The organism is Microcoleus sp. T3_D1 (assembly GCF_036700405.1).
In the GTDB taxonomy this organism is placed as follows: domain Bacteria; phylum Cyanobacteriota; class Cyanobacteriia; order Cyanobacteriales; family Microcoleaceae; genus Microcoleus.
On record NZ_JAUBOV010000118.1, the window covers coordinates 1 to 15930 of the forward strand.

At 46.0% G+C, this 15930-nt stretch carries 11 protein-coding genes and 1 tRNA gene; all 12 read right to left on the minus strand.

Annotation, left to right across the window (positions count from 1 at the left end; translation table 11 throughout):
• Positions 1-232: 232 nt before the first annotated feature.
• Positions 233-303: transfer RNA gene (locus tag QT992_RS31060), tRNA-Gly, on the minus strand.
• A gap of 151 nt (positions 304-454) precedes the next feature.
• On the minus strand, positions 455-2482 hold the full coding sequence (uvrC, locus tag QT992_RS31065; RefSeq protein ID WP_333315252.1) for an excinuclease ABC subunit UvrC: 2028 nt from the start codon (positions 2480-2482) through the stop codon (positions 455-457).
• Between the two features lie 116 nt (positions 2483-2598).
• Positions 2599-3351, minus strand: coding sequence for an amino acid ABC transporter ATP-binding protein (locus tag QT992_RS31070; protein ID WP_333315254.1), 753 nt, complete (start codon positions 3349-3351; stop codon positions 2599-2601).
• Between the two features lie 161 nt (positions 3352-3512).
• Positions 3513-4709, minus strand: a complete 1197-nt coding sequence (locus QT992_RS31075; protein ID WP_333315256.1) for an amino acid ABC transporter permease — start codon at positions 4707-4709, stop codon at positions 3513-3515.
• Between the two features lie 22 nt (positions 4710-4731).
• Complete coding sequence (locus tag QT992_RS31080) at positions 4732-5331, minus strand: hypothetical protein (protein WP_333315258.1); 600 nt, start codon at positions 5329-5331, stop codon at positions 4732-4734.
• A 48-nt stretch (positions 5332-5379) separates the two neighbouring features.
• Positions 5380-6594 carry an ABC transporter permease subunit gene (locus QT992_RS31085; protein WP_333342209.1) on the minus strand — a complete coding sequence of 405 codons (1215 nt, stop codon included), beginning with the start codon at positions 6592-6594 and terminating at the stop codon, positions 5380-5382.
• Between the two features lie 297 nt (positions 6595-6891).
• Positions 6892-7977, minus strand: a complete 1086-nt coding sequence (locus QT992_RS31090; protein ID WP_333342211.1) for an amino acid ABC transporter substrate-binding protein — start codon at positions 7975-7977, stop codon at positions 6892-6894.
• A 317-nt stretch (positions 7978-8294) separates the two neighbouring features.
• Complete coding sequence (locus QT992_RS31095; protein WP_015178453.1) at positions 8295-8522, minus strand: hypothetical protein; 228 nt, start codon at positions 8520-8522, stop codon at positions 8295-8297.
• 468 nt (positions 8523-8990) lie between these two features.
• Positions 8991-14096 (minus strand): PAS domain S-box protein, encoded by a 5106-nt coding sequence (locus tag QT992_RS31100; RefSeq protein WP_333342213.1) that lies wholly within the window; start codon positions 14094-14096, stop codon positions 8991-8993.
• A gap of 190 nt (positions 14097-14286) precedes the next feature.
• Positions 14287-14688 carry a fasciclin domain-containing protein gene (locus tag QT992_RS31105; RefSeq protein WP_006634220.1) on the minus strand — a complete coding sequence of 134 codons (402 nt, stop codon included), beginning with the start codon at positions 14686-14688 and terminating at the stop codon, positions 14287-14289.
• Between the two features lie 345 nt (positions 14689-15033).
• A complete protein-coding gene (locus tag QT992_RS31110) occupies positions 15034-15423 on the minus strand; it encodes a hypothetical protein (RefSeq protein ID WP_333342215.1) in 390 nt (129 codons plus the stop codon).
• A gap of 1 nt (position 15424) precedes the next feature.
• Entirely contained in the window at positions 15425-15787 is a 363-nt protein-coding gene (locus QT992_RS31115) for a hypothetical protein (protein ID WP_333342217.1), read from the minus strand.
• Between the last annotated feature and the right edge of the window lie 143 nt (positions 15788-15930).

Below are 15930 nucleotides of genomic sequence, written 5' to 3' on the forward strand. Positions count from 1 at the left end.
GAATTTAACAGGCTTTTCAATTCACATATCATTTTCAGTTTGTTTTGTCAACTCCTAATACTGAACCGACGCCCTAGGTATGGATTGTATTCAATTTGTATTCAAACGAGGCAAATTGTCTCCAATTTGTATCCAATTTCTAGTCAACTAGACCCCTGACAAACCCCAAAAATCAGCAATAAAAAACCTCAAACCGTTGATTTCTCGTTGGTTTGAGGTTTTTGTAGGCGCAAGCGGGCAGCGGGAATCGAACCCGCATAATTAGCTTGGAAGGCTAAAGTTTTACCACTAAACTATGCCCGCACACAGAAACTAAATATACCACAAGTCTCTGGGGATTGCAATAGGCCTGTGCAAAATTTTTGAAGACCTCCCTCACACTGGCTGAATCGGGGGTTGCGGCCCGATCGCCCCCTCACCCCGAAAATCCCCGTCTCCGATGCTGGGTAAGGCTTTACGGATGGAAATAATCGTAAATTTGCTGCGCCAGACGCGGGCCAATCCCAGAAACTTCTGCCAACTGTTCGGGAGTCGCTAAACGGAGATAGTCGATCGACCGAAAATGTGCTAACAATTGTTTTTGTCGGTGGTGTCCCAATCCGGGAATTTCATCAAGGCGCGATCGCTTCATTCTCTCGCTTCTTCGATCCCGGTGAAAACTCACAGCAAACCTGTGCGCCTCATCCCGCACCCGGCGCAATAATTGTACCCCAGGCTGCTCAGAATTAGTTGGCAGTGGCAAAGATTCCCCCGGCAAAAATATTTCCTCTCGCTGCTTTGCCAAACTGACAACGCGCAACTCTTCTAGCAAATTCATCTCCCGCAAAACAGCCACAACTGCTGACAGTTGACCTTTGCCGCCATCTATCATAATTAAGTCTGGTTTGTCGGAAATAGTAGGAGAATCTGAGGATAAATTGCTGAGTTCTTTCTGTTCTTCTAAATCGCTAAATCCATCTTCCCTCTTCCCTTTTTCTTCTTCCTTCAATCCTCGGAATCGGCGACCGATAACTTCTGCTAAACTAGCAAAATCATCAGAATGACCAGATTTAATTTCAGGATTTTTAATTTTGTAATGGCGGTAGTGTTGATTGGCCGGCAAACCGTCAATAAATACGACGCGGGAAGCTACGGCGTCAGAACCTTGAATGTGAGAAATATCGTAACCTTCTATGCGGCGAGGAACTTCTGGCAAATCGAGAATTTCTGCTAAATCTTCCATTGCTTGAGAATTGCGATCGCTCAATCTTTGCATTCTCGCCAATTCATACTCAGCGTTGCGTTCCACCATCTCAATCAACTCAGCCTTAGTTTGCCGCTGCGGCGTCAAAATCGTAACTTTTCGGCCCTTACGGTTGCTCAACCAATCTGCTAATATTTCCCCTTCTGGCAATTCGTACTGCACTGAAATTTCGCTGGGAATTTCTACGGATTCAACATTTTGATAGTGTTCTTCCAACACCCGCTGCAAAATCGCTCCGGCCTCTACCCCCCCAAGGCTTGGGGGGGAGGCAAGAGAAAGTTGAGATAACTCTTCCCCCCCCGATTGTAGGGGCGGTGCCCCCGTGCCCGCCCTGGGTTGGGAGGGTATTTCCGCCATAAATCCCAATCTTCCGACCAGTTGACCGGCGCGAATTTGGAACAACTGGACGCAAGCGTGCTGGGTGTCTGCCGCAAGTGCGATCGCATCTCTGGAAACCGTATCGTCGGGCAAAGACACTTTTTGACCCGCACTCAAAGACTGCAAACCCTTAATTTGGTCGCGAATGCGCGCCGCCGTTTCAAAGTTTAAATCTTCGGCTGCCTCTTCCATTTGGGGTTCTAAAATATCGAGCAATTCCTGAGTCCTTCCCTGGAAAATCATCGCTACTTTTTGGATGATTTTTCGATACTCCTCCGGCGAAGTTAACCCTTGACAAACGCCAACGCAGCGCCCGATGTCGTAGTTCAAACAAGGACGGTCTTTAAATAGCGGTTGAGGGCGCTGCCGCAGCGGGAAAATCCGCTTAATTAAATGCAGCGTACTCCGCAGCGCCCCTGTATCGACGTAGGGGCCGTAGTAGCGGTCTTTTGCACTACCGGCGCGGCGTTTGCGGGTGATAAAAATGCGCGGGTATTCCTCCGACCAAGTTATGCACAAATAAGGATATTTTTTATCATCTTTGAGGAGGACATTAAAGTAAGGTTGGTGCTGTTTTACGAGGTTTGCTTCTAATGCTAAAGCTTCCGCTTCTGTGTCGGTGGCGATGAATTCAATTTCGCGCACTTGCTGCACCATCATCGCGATGCGGGGACTGAGATTTTGGCTTTCGCGGAAGTAGGAACGGACGCGGTTTCGGAGTTTTTTTGATTTGCCGATGTAAAGGATGCGATCGCTCTCGTCTCGCATTAAATATACACCAGGAACCGCCGGGATTTCTTTGAGGCGACTTTCTAGGCGTTCCGAGTCTTTAACTAACGGCAGAGTTTTTGTGGATGGCATTGCAAGCTATCTCAGCAAAAGAGAGACTGATTGTACACTCTTTTATTTTACCTTAATTGTGCCGATTTTTACTGCTGCTACCGTCGCCAAACCCACCGACTAAACTTGAAAATCAGTTACAATATCTGAGATAAAAACTTGCGCGTGCGTTCTTCCTTCGGATTCTGAAAAAACTCTTCCGGCTCAGCTTCTTCAACTAAAACGCCGCCATCCATCAATACAATGCGATCGGCAACTTCGCGCGCAAACCCGACTTCGTGAGTCACCACTACCATTGTAATTCCAGTTTGAGCCAAATTTCGCATTACATCTAAAACTTCCCGCACCATCTCCGGGTCTAATGCTGATGTCGGTTCATCAAACAGCATGATTTTAGGCTGCATGGCTAGAGAACGTGCAATAGCGACCCGCTGCTGTTGTCCTCCAGACAACTGTCCGGGATATTTTTTTGCTTGTTCCAATATTCCCACTCTTTCTAAGAGTTGCATTGCCACTTCTTCGGCTTTTTTCTTCGGCCAGCGGCGCACCCATACTGGCGCTAGCATGACGTTTTGCAAAACTGATAAGTGGGGAAACAGGTTAAATTGCTGAAACACCATTCCTACTTCGCTGCGAATTGTCTCAATGTTGCGTAAGTCGTGGGAAAGTTCGATGCCGTCGATCGTAATTTTACCTTGTTGGTATTCTTCTAAGGCGTTAAATGTGCGAATAAACGTCGATTTTCCCGATCCCGATGGCCCCATCACGACAACCACTTCACCTCGGTTTACGGTCATGCTGACGCCGCGCAGTACGTGAAATTGTCCGTACCATTTATGGACGTTTTCGGCTACGATTACTTGTTCTGGGATTGTGGGTTTAGTTTGCATAGTTTTGTCCTTTAAATAATGACGGATAATTATTGCCTGATGACTGTTGACTACTTCAGCGGATGGGGGTTTATATATATTTGGGTTGGGAGGGGCGGGTTTATATATATTTGGGTTGGGAGTTATATTTTGTTGGTGAACCCGCCCCTACAGACTGCGGACTAATGACTTTTTTCTAAAGTTCGCTCGATTTTGCGGCTGGCTAGGGAGATTGAGTAGCAAAATATCCAATAAATGATGCCGACGAATATGTAAACTTCGGCGTATCTGCCGATATAGGAAGGATTTGCTAAAACGGCGCGGGATATTCCGATTAATTCTAACATTCCGAATAGAGACAGCAGGGATGTATCCATGAATAATCCGATGAATTGACCGCCGATCGCCGGAATGACTATTCGCAGTGCTTGAGGCAGTACAATGAGAATTGTGAGTAGGGGTGTATTGAGCCCGATCGACCTAGCTGCTTCTATCTGTCCCCTGGGCACGGCCTGCAAGCCACCGCGCACGTTTTCCGCCAAGTATGCCGCACTAAATAAGGTTAATCCAGCAATCGCTCTAATTACTCTATCCAGTTTGGGATATTCTGGCGGTAAGAATAATTGCAGCATCACTTGACCTAAAAACAAAATGCCAATTAATGGTAAACCGCGAATAATTTCGATGTATAATGTTGATAACAGTCTCACCACAGGCAAAGAACTTTGTCTACCGAGTGCTAGCAATACTCCCAAAGGAAAGGAAAGCACAATACTAATAACTGCTAAAAACAGTGTCAATACTAAACCGCCCCAATCATTTGTTGACACTTCTGTCAAACCCAACCCGCCTTTAATTAGCCACAAAACTATTGGGAAGGAAAGAACCCAAATTGCCGGCATCCAGCCCAGGATTTTTGGGTTTATTTGCCTTCCGATGAGATAGCTGGCGGCGGCTGCGATAATAATTCCTAAGAGGTAGAGGCGAGAGGTTAGGTCGATCGGCGAAATGACCGCACCCACAACCGCAGCACCGAGTATAATTAGTAAAGGCGGATTCCAAAGACGTTCTTGCCGTTGAATGTTTCCCCAAGTTAATCCTCCCAACAAGGCAATTATGGCCGTTACTATCCACAGCCGCCAGTAGGATTCCCTGGGGAATCTGCCGGCAAAAAATAGCGGCAAGTTCGCTTCTAACACGCGCCATTGAGCTTTTGTTGTTGCCCAAACGATAATTCCTTTAATAGTTTGGAAGGCGATAATTAGGCAAACTACTGTCAGAATGCTGTTGTACCAGGTACTAAATAAATTTTTGCGCGCCCAATTCCAAGGGGTAGGCGATTCGGTGGCTGGGGGCGGTAATACAGGTATTGTTTCCATTTTATTTGTTGGTTATTAATTATTAATTATTAATTGCACTGGCTAAAATACCTAAAATTTTATTAACCTCGGTGAGGTAATACTCGGTCAAATCTATTTCAATTACTTGATTTTTTAATCGGAGAAATTTCCAGATAGTTCCGCTAGTGACAGCGCCATAAATTGCCGAAATATCGTTGCCTTCACGTTCATTAAATATTCTAGCGCCTAGCATTTCTGCTACGCACTGTCCCAATTCACTATTGAGATTTTCCGGTTTTGCTTCTACAATTATAATGACTGGTGCAACAACTAACAAAAGTCCTGATGAATTGCCAATTAGAAAATCGCAACTACCGTCTAAGCCTCTTTCGGAGTCAACATTAAAGTCAATACCGGAAAATAAGCTAATTCGATTTTGTAATTGTTCTCTAAGTTCAATTAAAATTGGTGCTGTAATCATTTCAGCGCGGGATTTCTGGGTATTACTTGCCAGACCTAACGGTACACTGCGCTTGAGAGTTTCGGCTAGTAGTTGGCTGCATTCTAAGTTGGGTTCTTTGCCAAACAAATCGGCGACTTCCGAATACTTTAATTCAAATGTTTTGACGGCGCCCTCTAAACTAAAATCACTGTACGCCATTTTTCTATTTCCTTTGCTCGCCGTTGTAAAATTTCCAACATTAACTCTTTACCTTTCCTTGATTTGTACAGTTTTATTGTACCAATTCATGAACAGAGAAACTATCAAACTAATTGTTAGATATGTTACCATGATAATTAACATTGCTTCGATCGCCCTACCGGTCTGATTCAGCGTCGGAGAGCCCACCACAAAATAAACGTCGGGATAAGCAACCGCAACCGCTAAACTCGAATTCTTAGCTAAATTCAGATACTGACTGGTTAAAGGCGGTACAATCACCCGCAAAGCTTGCGGCAAAATTACCATCCGCATCATTGTTCCAGACTTCAGCCCTAAAGACTTTCCCGCTTCCCACTGGCCTTTCGATACTGACTGAATTCCGGCCCGGACAATTTCTGCAATGTAACTGCCAGTATACAAGCTGAGTCCTGTCACCAGGGCGGCAAATTCTGGAGTTAATTTTAATCCTCCTTCGAGTTGCAATGCTGGTGTCAGGCGCGGAACATCTAGGCGAAAAGGCAGATTTTTGGTGATAATCCAAGCTAAGATTGCACTCAGCCCGATCGCACCTACAGCCCAAAACAACTGTCTTCCCGGCTTAGCTTCTTCCAACATCACCCGCGCCCGCCACATCCACAGCCCAGCGGCGGCCAAAACTCCGACAGTTAGCAGAATCAACCAAATCTCAAAACCCGGCAAAGCCACCGGCCAAGGTACAGCAATGCCGCGATTTGTCAAGTAAATCGACCCGCGTAACTGCGGGTTGTCTTCCAGTTTTGGCAGGGAAATGAAAACTGCAAAATACCAGAAAAATAATTGCAGCAATAACGGCGTATTTCGCAAAATTTCCACATACAAACCAGCCAAACTCCGCAGCAGCCAATTGTCGGAAAGGCGCGCAATTCCTACAGTCAAACCCGCAACAGTTGCGAAAATAATGCCGATACCCATCACCCGCAGCGAGTTGATTAAACCGACAAAATAAGCTTGTCTGTAAGTGTTTTCGGGACTGTAGGGAATCACGCTTTCGCCGATGTCAAAGGATGCTTGGGAATTGAGAAAATCAAATCCAAATGCAATCCCTAGTTGCGAGTAATTGGCACTGAGATTGTCCCAGAGAATCGCGATAACAACTATTACTAAAATTAGGGCGATCGCCTGTCCGGCAATTTTCCAGAAGCGATCGTCCCGCAGCAGTTTTGATATATCTTTAAAATAGGGAAATTTCTGGGCTTTGCCCGGTTGAGGTTCTGGGTTCATAACTTAAATTATATTTGATAAATCTGCTGGCAAATCCAGGCGAGATTGAGCTTTGGTGGGTGATATCGTTTCCGGTTGCATCGGAATGATTTAACCGCAGAGGGCGCAGAGAACGCAGAGGGAGAGAATACAGAGATGAATTATTCCGATGCTACCGGATTTGATATGACTTGATAGTTACTCGATTGGCTATCGGGATTTTTCAAGTCACGCACTCTACATAGCTTTGGTGCGTGACTTGATAGTTACTCGATTGGCGATCGGGATTTTGACCGTCACGCACCCTACATAGCTTTACTAGCGGAACGGCGGCGAGTAAAGCAAACCGCCATCTTTCCAAAGTCTGTTTTGACCCCGTTCTAACTTGAGTGTACTTTTGGGGCCGAGGTTGCGATCGTACATTTCCCCGTAATTCCCCACTTTCTTCACAACGCGGACAGCGTAGTCGTTCGGAAGTCCGAAACCTTTACCTAAATCTCCTTCTGTTCCTAGCAAACGTTTGATGTTCGGGTCTGTAGTGCTTGCCACAATTTGGTCTACATTTCCTGAATTAATTCCCAAATCTTCAGCTTCAATCGCCGCAAAAACGATCCATCTCACCGCGTCAGCCCATTTAGGATCGCCGCTTTTCACCGCTGGGGCTAATGGTTCTTTTGACATCACGATCGGCAAAACAACATTATTATCGGGATTCGGCAGAGTTGTCCGCTTAGAAACAAGTTGCGATCGATCGGCAGTAACACCTTGACAGCGACCTTCTTGATAGGTAGCAAAGGTAGAATTCACATCTTCAAACACCACAGGAGTGTATTTAACTCCTAATTTTCGCATTTGGTCGGACAAATTTTGTTCCGTGCTCGTACCTGTCTGCACGCAGATAGATTTGCCCGCAAAATCTTTTAAACTTTTGATGCGGCTGTCTTTTTTGACCATGATGCTTTGAGAGTCATAAAAGATCACCGGGGCAAATTCCAGTCCGGTAGTGCTGTCGCGACTCGCTGTATAGGTGGTATTTCGGCTGAGAATGTCGATTTCTCCCGCCTGCAAAACTGTAAATCTATCTTTAGCGTTGAGTTTTCGGTACTCGACTTTTTCGGGATCGTCAAATATTGCTGCCGCCACAGCCCTGCACACATCCACATCCAGTCCCGAATATTTGCCTGTTTCGTCTACAAAGCTAAAACCCGGTAGTTCGCCGCTGACGCCGCAAATCAGTTTGCCGCGGCTGACAATTGTATCTATCCGGCTGGAACCTTGTTGCGAGTTGCCGCCCGCTGCAGTTGTTGCTGTTGTTTGTCCGGTTTGTGCCGATCGATCCCTACAAGACGCCAACGGTGCCACAAATAACACACTTGCTAGTAGCAGAAATCCCCATTTACGCATAGATTTTAATAGAACGCTTTCCTGACAATCCTACCTTGTAGCTGTCAGAACTGTGGCGATCGGCGATCTACACAGCCTCCGGTTTCAAATTAGCCCTTCTGCATCCGGTGCTGCACAGCGGCAACTGCCCTGACTACCCGCCTGTTTTTTTTGAGCAAGCTGGGAGCCCAAAGTTAGAAACCCGGTTTCTGGCTGGAGGTATGGTCGTCAAACCTCAGATTTATCCCTGAAACCCGGTTTCTTTTCTGCTATTTCTGCCCAGCGCGAGCGATCGTCGCCTTTCCCTGGAATATTAATCCGATTTGGATGGAATCGGCTCACAGTAGCTCTGGTGCGAGCCGCTGCTCAGCTAAATCGCGGATTAGGGACAGCCGAGACTGGATGTATTCGTCCAACAAATCTGCTTCTTTGCCATTGAGGGCAGAGTTCGTCTTTAACTGCTTCAGCAGCCACTGTACCAGGGTGGCATCGTCTAAATTGACTAAAAGAGTAGCTTGGGTGGTCTCAATTAATGACCAGAGTTGGCGTAACATGACTGGAGTCATAAAACCTCGTTGAGCGTAAATACGCACTTAATGGGCGGGGATAGCGAAAAGCAGGTCTTGGTGTCTCAAGCCGATAGACGAAAAGCACCCTCATAACCATCGGCTTAATGATTATTTTATATTTGACCACAATAACTTAAGACAGTAGTGTCACAAGTTACAACACACAAGATGTTATAAGAGTTCCCAATTCCTTCACATTGAGATAAACATCTTGATAAAACATTAAAAATCTTTACACGCGCTCGCTTGCGGGGGCTGCCAAGAGCTGTCAATCGATTTTAGATTTTAGATTTTAGATTTTAGATTTTAGATTTGAAGCATTGACTTGCGCGAGATAAATTCGGGGACTCCTTTATCGGATACAGGTTTTTTATTTCTGGACGGATGAATCACGTGGCGGGTATCCTGGATGCTTTCGATCCGGGATCGGGCTCCACGGGCCCGGTTCAAAAGAAAATTGATTGACTACTCGGTAGCCACAAACTTTTGAACCCCCGCCAGAATTATTTCTAATTCAGCGATGATTTTTGTAGCCCCCTCCAAATCATTAGATTCGGCCCGACTTTGAAGCCGATCTGCCAGATCGGGCATTAACCGCACCGCCGCCGTAGCGCTGACACCTTTAATTTGATGAGCGTGGCGGGCCAGTGTCTCCATATCTCCCGAGGCGATCGCCCCCTTAGCAGCTTCTAAATAACTACCAGTATCCACCACGAAAGTTTGCAGTATTTCCCGCTCAAACTCTAAATCAGCGCCCGAAATTTCGTGCAAACGTGCCATATCCACTACCGATTCGATATCTGGCTCAGAGTTTTGAAGTTCCTCGCCATTAAACTTGGGAGTTCCAATTTTTAGCTTGGCCGACCAATTATCTAGTACCGATTTTAACTTTTCGATCGCAATAGGTTTGCTAATATAATCGTCCATGCCCGCCGCCAGACACTTTTCCCGATCGCCCTTCAAAGCATTCGCAGTCATCGCAATCACCACCGTCTTTTGCATCTTCCCAGCAACATCTGCAGCTTCCCGGCGGCGCAATTCCAGCGTTGCTTCGTAACCGTCCAAAATCGGCATCTGACAGTCCATCAACACAATGTCATACTTTTTCAGAGCAACCATAGATAGTGCCTCTGCACCGTTATTGGCGACATCCGCCGCGCATCCCAAAACTCTGAGTTGATTGAGACCAACTTTTTGATTGATAGGAGTATCTTCAACTAACAAAATCTTTAAACTTGCTAACTCCCGGTTGTCAATAGCTGAGGCTCGATTGGAGGTGGGATTTGCCAGCGGCTCATCAATCAGCGTCATTGGGGCGATCGCATTCGCCAAGCAATCAAATAGTCGGTGAGCCTTAACAGGTTTAGTTAAATACCCGCTAAAACCGCTATCTACCAAGCGTTTCGCCTCTCCAAGCTGAGTCATTGAAGTCAGCACCACCCACTTAGTCTGCTGCATTGCAGGCTCAGAAATCCTCAAGCGTTCGAGACTTCCCGCCACCATTTCCGGCAACTGAATATCAACCAAAACGATATCGTAAGGGGAATTAAGGCTGACAGCTTTGTACAGAGATGCGATCGTCATCCAACCGTTCTCAACCTCCTCAACCTCCATTCCCCACAAAACAGCCATTCTCACTAGCACTTTTCGCACTGTCGGCTTGTCGCTGGCAACTAACATTTTTCGCCCCGCCAGCACCGTTTCAAAATTCACGTCACACGCTGTCCCGACAGCAGTTAAATTTTCCGTAACTGTCGGCACAGTAAACCAAAAAGTCGAGCCTTGGCCAGGGGTACTTTCCACACCGATTTGCCCACCCATTAACTCCACCAACTCCTTAGAAATAGCCAACCCCAAACCTGTGCCACCGTATTTTCTTGTCGTAGAAGCATCAACTTGAGTAAAAGATTGAAACAGCTTTTTTTTGTCTTCGGGAGCAATCCCAATTCCTGTATCTGTCACTTTAAATAGCAGGAGCATAGAGTCATTGTTTTCTATTTTTAACGGTTCGATACTCTCTAAAATTTTCTGATTGTCGCTAGCTGCCAACAACCCAGTATTACTAGCATTAGCCACCTCAATTACCACTTCTCCTGCTTCTGTAAACTTAATAGCATTGTTGATCAAATTAGTGAGTATTTGCCGCAACCGTGCTGCATCACCTTTAATTTGCAGCGGCACGTCGCTGTCAATCAGCGCCACCACTTCTATACCTTTTTCTTGTGCTGGATTTGCCAACAAATCCAGCACTTCATTCATACAGATACTGAGGTTAAATTCTAGTATTTCTAAGCGCATTTCTCCGGCTTCCAGTTTGGAGAGATCCAGAATATCGTTAATGATGGAGAGTAAATTTTGGCCGCTGAGTTTCAGCGTCTGTACAAAGTCAATCTGTTCGGGAGTAAGATTCGTTTTCAGCAGCAAATCAGTCATCCCCATCACTCCATTCATCGGAGTGCGGATTTCGTGACTCATATTTGCTAAAAATAGCGACTTCATTCGAGACGCTTCTAGGGCCGCTTCTCGGGCCTGCTGCGCTTGTTCAAAAAGAGTAGATTGCTGAATGGCGATCGCCAACTGCACGCTCAACCTTCCCAGCAAATCCATCTCAGAATCAGTCCAAACACGCGGAGCGCTGCACTGATGGGCAATCAGCAATCCCCACAACCGATTTTGACTCGTTTCCAAACTCCTTTCCGGCCGTTCAATTCGAGTTTCCGGCGAATATTCTGCTGCCAACCCCTGACTATCATCGCCTATAAAAATTGGTACAACTAAATTAGCCCTTACCTGCAAACTAGCAAGTAAATCTCGGTGTTCCTCGCTCAATTTGGCCGTATAAATATCTGCCATTGCTTGAATTGTTCCTGGACTGTACAGCCATACAAAACTTTCCCCAAAGGATGTTCTTTGAACTTTTCTGCCCAGCAGGGGCATCCAATCATCCCCTACAGATTCCACAACAACAACCGCTGTTTCCTCGGAATCAAAACGATAAATTACCGTGCGGTCAGTGGCCAGCAACTGCCGCACTTCTTGTACAGCAGTGCTCAGAGTTTGAGTGAGGTTGAGAGACTGGCGGACTCGCTGGGCGATCGCCGAAACCAGCCGTTCTTGTTCTGCTTGTTCCTGCAGCATTCTCTCAGCTTGCTTGCGTTCGGTGACATCGCGAATTACCGCAGCAAAGCACAGCGGTTCGGTGGTTTGAGGGTGCTTGACCAGAAAAGCATTCATCACAACATCAATGGGTTGTCCGGTGGCCAAGTGCTGCATTTGACCTTCGCCTTGCCACTGGCCATGACTGATAATTGTTGGTAAAATCTCTTGACTGAATTTCTGTTGAAAATAGGGCCCAATATAATCCCATATCTCCGTATAAAGCACGGGCGAAAGATTCTCTACACCCACCAGTTTTCGTCCGGCTTCGTTGACAAACAGCGTTTGGCCTTTTAGGGTAGCCATACCGATAAAATCGCTGCTGTTTTCAATCAGCGACACAAATTTTTGCCGTTCTTCTTCTCCTTTTTTGCGTTCGGTAATGTCGCGCTTGACGCAGACATGACAAATTACATCGTCGGCGTTGTTAATCACAGAGTATGCCGCAACGTCGATCGCCAGCGTCTGGCCTTTTTTAGTGCAGTTAGTAATCTCGCCCCGAAAACTTCCAGTTTTCGCTAAACTTTGGGCAATTGCCAAAAAGCGATCTCCCGCAACCAGCGGCGAAGCTTCTGCTTCTAATTCCGCGTCTGTGTATCCTAGAAGCGTTTGGTGAGCAAGATTTTGTTCGAGGAAAAACCCGTCAGCATCAATAATGACGATCGCATCGTTGGAGTTTAAAAATATTTCTCGGTAAAGTTTTAGTTTTTCCTCAGCTCGCTTGCGTTCGGTGATGTCTCTTTTGACACTTACATAACAAACTACATCCCCAGCATCATTGAGAACCGCAAAAGCCGAAACCTCGACCTCAACTGTTCCTTCTTGCACAGCCTTAATACAGGTCATTTCGCCTCGGTAACTTCCAGTTTCTACCAAGGTTTGCATTACCGAGGCAAATGCCTGTTCTCCCATGTGAGTTACCGGGGTTTTTCCCCACAATTTAGACGAACTGTAACCCAGCAAAGCCGTGTGAGCTTGATTTGTTTCTAAGTAATAGCCTTGGGGGTCTAAGATCGCGATCGCATCGTTGGATTTCAAAAAGATTTGTTGATAAAGTTGCAGCTTCAATTCAGCTTGTTTCCGGGCGCTAATATCCGTGAACAAGCCGTAGTAAACTATCTCCCCCGATGCTTGAAATTCTGGCTGGGAAGCTCCCTGCACCCATTTAAGTTTTCCCGACGGAGTGACAATTCTTCCTTCCCACCGCCAAGGCTGCAAATTTTCAGCAGAAAGCGTCACCGAGTTGAGAAAATCATCTCGATCTTCGGGATGAATCATGTCAACAATTACATTAAAATCCTGCTGAGCAGCCTCTGGTTCTATTTCATACAATTCTCGGCAGCCCGCGCTCACAAACGAGAAGGCCATTGAGCCGTCTGGATTCAAGTCAATTTGATATACCGTACCCGGTACGCTAGCAGTAATTTTTTGCAGTTTGGCTTGGCTTTGATTCCTGGCTTCATCTGTGGCCTGCAATTGACCAATCTCTCTAGAAAAACCCAAAACGCCAAATATATTACCCTCTGCATCGCACAGTGGCACTTTTTGCGTGTCAAAGATGTGCTGTTTGCCACCTTCAAAGACGATCGCCTGGTAGGGATTGCGAACCCTCTCCCCAGCCAGCACAGCGCGATCGTCCTCGCGGATGCCCCTAATTTTGCCGTTGCGATCGCCAAATACGAATTCGGCACAAAACCCTAATTCAATATCATCTTTGCCGATAATTTCCTCAACATTTTTCCCCAAATATTCAGCAAAACTTGGATTTACAAAAATGTATCTAAAATTTCTATCTTTCGCAAAAACTCTGTCCGGGGCCTCGTCCCTTACAGCCCGCAACAATAGTTCTTGACTTTCGGCATCCAGAGCAAAATTATTTTTAAGTTTATCCTTGACACTGGTCGTTTTAGCTGCTAAAATATTTAACTGTTTTGCACAAATTTGAGCGACTGTGTGGAGCAAACAAAGGTGTTCCAAATTAAAAGCAGTTGCCGGCTCTGCACCAATGAAAAATACTCCCAACAATTCTTCACTTTCATCCAGGTTGGCTGGTGCCATCAAGACCGACTGAAACTCAGCAATTGGTGGCGGAGCGATGTTGTGCGCCCAGTCCCGATTGCCGGCTTGCCATTCAGCGCGAGCAGCTTGCAAGCGCTCTTCAATTTCGGCTTTGGCGCTAGCAGTTAAGGGCTGTGAGTGTTGCAGGTATAGTCGATCGTCCGGTAGCGTCAAAATTGCGATCGCCGCGCCAGGAAGGAGGCGATCGAGATGTGTCAGACACGCAGACCAAATTTCATCAGCGCCAGCCGCGAGTTGTATTTTCTCCGTAAGTTCGTTGAGAACTTGCAGTTCCAAGGTACGCTGGCGGACTTTCGCTTTGAGGCTGGCGGCTAGGATTTGCATAGTGCTCACCACACTGGTTTGCTTATATTATAATTATTGATTTTCAAATTTTTGTAAACAATCATCTTAAAATATATCTGACGAAAAGACAACGGTTTTATATTTAAATTACCTTCAACCGATAAAATAAAGCGTGCGATCGGGAGCAAATCGGCACCGCAAAGCACCAGGTTCGCTCCCGAAGCGAGATTAAACGGCGAAATTATCCCATTAAAATCACGTTATCGATGACGTGAATGACGCCGTTATCAGCTTCGATATCCGCAGCGACAACAGTAGCATTTTTCACCTCAAAACCGTCAGAACAATCAATTTTAATCGGCGAACCTTCCAAGGAAGTAACAAAACCGAGTTTTGCCAAATCCGCCTTCATAAACTTCCCCGATACGACGTGAAACATCAAAATCCTGGTCAGTTGGGGAACGTTCTGCACTAAGGTTGTGATAGTTCCCGGCGGCAATTTCGCAAAAGCATCGTCAGTGGGTGCAAAGACAGTAAAAGGGCCCGGACTTTTGAGCGCGTCTACTAAATTAGCTACTTGCACCGCCGTTACCAGGGTTTGAAACGAACCCGCACCTACGGCAATATCAACAATATCAGGCATTGTGTTTTACCTCATCTGGGAAAAAAGTTCTATTAAGTATCGTAAACTGAGGCGGGCAACAATACCTACTGTCTTTTTTGAAAAATTGGTAATTCTTTTGTAGTGAGGACTTCAATCCTCAGATTTTGATGAGGACTTCAGTCCTCACTACAAACCTAATAATATAGGACTTACGCATGGGGGCCCAGAAACCGGGTTTTTTACGAAAAGACGCGTTAACACCCGCAGATTAGGTAAAAAACCTAGTTTCTAGGAGTCGGAGTGCGTAAGTCCTGTAATAGTTATTTTACCCGATATAATATTACTAACCGCTTGGCAATTTAACGGGGCGGTGCTTTTCAAGTGCTACAAGACTGCTGGCGATTGTGATACCAAAACCTCGGTTTCTAAATCTGCTACTTCAGCATTGAGGTTTTCTCCCTTGTGAATGCTAAAACTGCCGTACAAAATTGAAATTTCAAAAATATCCGTATGAATCAAAGCTGCTTTCCGGTGCGCGTTTTCACCCAAATGAAAACCAATCACATCAGCTTCAGGATCTGTGACATCTTCAGGATGGAACACCTCCCAACTGATGTCTCGGCAGTCATGAAATACTATGCTATAAGGCAATCGATCGCCTGTCGGATCGTAAATACATTCAAATAAAATTTCATTCCCCCACAAAGACACATTGACATTTGTGATGAGGGATGTAAGTCCACCTAAATTAAGCAAGTTGTAGTCATCGGGCATATTAATTACTCACTTTTTCTCCAGTATTGTGCGTCCCAGGAATCTTATTGCCAAATTCATCGCGTGTTTTGACCAAGCTGCCATCTTTGTCAAGACGCAAACCTTTGTTTATTTTTCGGCCATCTGAACCGTATCTGGGAGCTGGGGTGCGTACAACTTCACCATCAGGACGGATATTGACTCGCGAACGATCGGCAAATTCGTATTCAAGATAACCCCCTTCAGTAGTTCGGATTTCTGCACCCAGCCCGCGCAAAAAATCATCGACTTCTTCGCGAGTCATCCCGGTTAAGTCTCCAAACTCAGATGCAATTCCATTTCCTCCCACTCCCTGACTCGGCACGCAAGTCTCCTCACCAACCATTGCTTATTGGAGTTTAGCACGGTTGAAGAATCGGAACAAGGAAGTTGGGCAACCGATTCGCTTTCTGAAGAAGGAAGAAGGAAGAAGGAAGAAGGAAGAAGGAAGAAGGAAGAAGGAAGAAGGAAGAAGGAAGAAGGAAGAAG

Bases quoted from the DNA above. Each gene is read 5' to 3' on its own strand.
- QT992_RS31075 (WP_333315256.1), bottom strand. From the start codon at position 4,709: ATGGAAACAATACCTGTATTACCGCCCCCAGCCACCGAATCGCCTACC.
- QT992_RS31085 (WP_333342209.1), bottom strand. From the start codon at position 6,594: ATGAACCCAGAACCTCAACCGGGCAAAGCCCAGAAATTTCCCTATTTT.
- QT992_RS31105 (WP_006634220.1), bottom strand. From the start codon at position 14,688: ATGCCTGATATTGTTGATATTGCCGTAGGTGCGGGTTCGTTTCAAACC.
- QT992_RS31115 (WP_333342217.1), bottom strand. From the start codon at position 15,787: ATGGTTGGTGAGGAGACTTGCGTGCCGAGTCAGGGAGTGGGAGGAAAT.
- QT992_RS31080 (WP_333315258.1), bottom strand. From the start codon at position 5,331: ATGGCGTACAGTGATTTTAGTTTAGAGGGCGCCGTCAAAACATTTGAA.
- QT992_RS31095 (WP_015178453.1), bottom strand. From the start codon at position 8,522: ATGACTCCAGTCATGTTACGCCAACTCTGGTCATTAATTGAGACCACC.
- QT992_RS31070 (WP_333315254.1), bottom strand. From the start codon at position 3,351: ATGCAAACTAAACCCACAATCCCAGAACAAGTAATCGTAGCCGAAAAC.
- uvrC (WP_333315252.1), bottom strand. From the start codon at position 2,482: ATGCCATCCACAAAAACTCTGCCGTTAGTTAAAGACTCGGAACGCCTA.
- QT992_RS31110 (WP_333342215.1), bottom strand. From the start codon at position 15,423: ATGCCCGATGACTACAACTTGCTTAATTTAGGTGGACTTACATCCCTC.
- QT992_RS31090 (WP_333342211.1), bottom strand. From the start codon at position 7,977: ATGCGTAAATGGGGATTTCTGCTACTAGCAAGTGTGTTATTTGTGGCA.